Source organism: Belnapia rosea (assembly GCF_900101615.1).
GTDB lineage: Bacteria > Pseudomonadota > Alphaproteobacteria > Acetobacterales > Acetobacteraceae > Belnapia > Belnapia rosea.
Map to the genome: position 1 here is coordinate 1 of NZ_FMZX01000110.1, position 1,325 is coordinate 1,325.

The following is a 1,325-nucleotide window of genomic DNA, read 5'->3' on the forward strand; positions in this document are numbered from 1 at the left end:
GCGGCCATCGCGGTAGTCCTCGGTAGGGTTGTGTTGCGACACGCAACTCTGACCCAAGGACGCCACGATGACCGATGAGAGGATCGCTCTTCGGGAGCTGCTGGAGAAGGGCTCTGATGCTACTTTCCTTCGGGAGATGATTGGCTTTGCCGCCCATCGGCTGATGGAGCTGGATGCTGAGGGGGCCTGCGGCGCCGAGCATGGCGCGCGGAGCCCCGGGCGGGTGAACCAGCGCAACGGCTATCGGGAGCGGGACTGGCAGACCCGGGCCGGGACGGTGGAGCTGCGCATTCCGAAGCTGCGGCGTGGCTCCTATTTTCCGGCCTTCCTCGAGCCGAGACGGCTGGCGGAGAAGGCGCTGACGGCAGTGATCCAGGAAGCCTATGTCCAGGGTATCTCCACCCGCTCGGTGGACGATCTGGTCCGCGCCATGGGCATGGAGGGGATCAGCAAGAGCCAGGTGAGCCGCCTGTGCGCCGAGATCGATGGACGGGTGCAGGATTTCCTCTCCCGGCCGATCGAGGGTGACTGGCCTTATCTCTGGCTCGACGCCACCTACGTGAAGGTCAGGGAGGCGGGCCGCATTGTCTCGGTCGCGGTCACCATCGCGGTGGGCGTCAATGGCGATGGTCGGCGCGAGGTGCTCGGCATGGCGGTCGGCGCCTCCGAGGCGGAGACCTTCTGGACGGACTTCCTGCGCGGCCTGGCCCGGCGCGGCCTGCGCGGCGTGAAGCTGGTTATCTCCGACGCCCATGAGGGCCTCAAGGCCGCGGTGGCCAAGGTGCTCAGGGCGACGTGGCAGCGCTGCCGCGTTCATTTCGGCCGCAACGCCGCGGCCCATGCCGGCAAGACCCAGCGCCGCATCGTCTCGGTTTGGATTGCCACCGCCTATGCCGAGGCCGATGCTCCTGCCGCTCACGCCCAGTGGCGCCGGGTTGCCGACCAGCTCCGCCCCAAGGTGCCGAAGCTAGCCAGCCTGATGGACGCCGCCGAGGAGGACGTATTGGCCTTTATGGACTTCCCCCGCGAGCACAGGGCCAAGCTCCACTCGACCAACCCCATCGAGCGCCTCAACGGTGAGATCAAGCGCCGCACCGACGTGGTCGGCATCTTTCCCAACCAGGCCGCCGTCGTCAGGCTCGTCGGTGCCCTCCTCCTCGAGCAGTCCGATGAATGGGCCACCCAGCGATCGCGCTACATGACGCTGGAGACCATGACCGCGGTGAGCGATACTCCGGCCGTCAGCCTGCCAGTTGCAGCTGTTTGACACTGCGGCACAGCCCGCTGAGGAGCACCGCTCCTACACCACGCTGTGGGACACGACC

At 67.2% G+C, this 1,325-nt stretch carries 1 protein-coding gene; it reads left to right on the forward strand.

Going from position 1 to position 1,325, the window contains the following annotated elements:
• Nucleotides 1–67: 67 nt before the first annotated feature.
• Nucleotides 68–1,267, forward strand: coding sequence for an IS256 family transposase (locus BLR02_RS28280; RefSeq protein ID WP_090665500.1), 1,200 nt, complete (start codon nt 68–70; stop codon nt 1,265–1,267).
• The last annotated feature ends 58 nt before the right edge of the window (nt 1,268–1,325 follow it).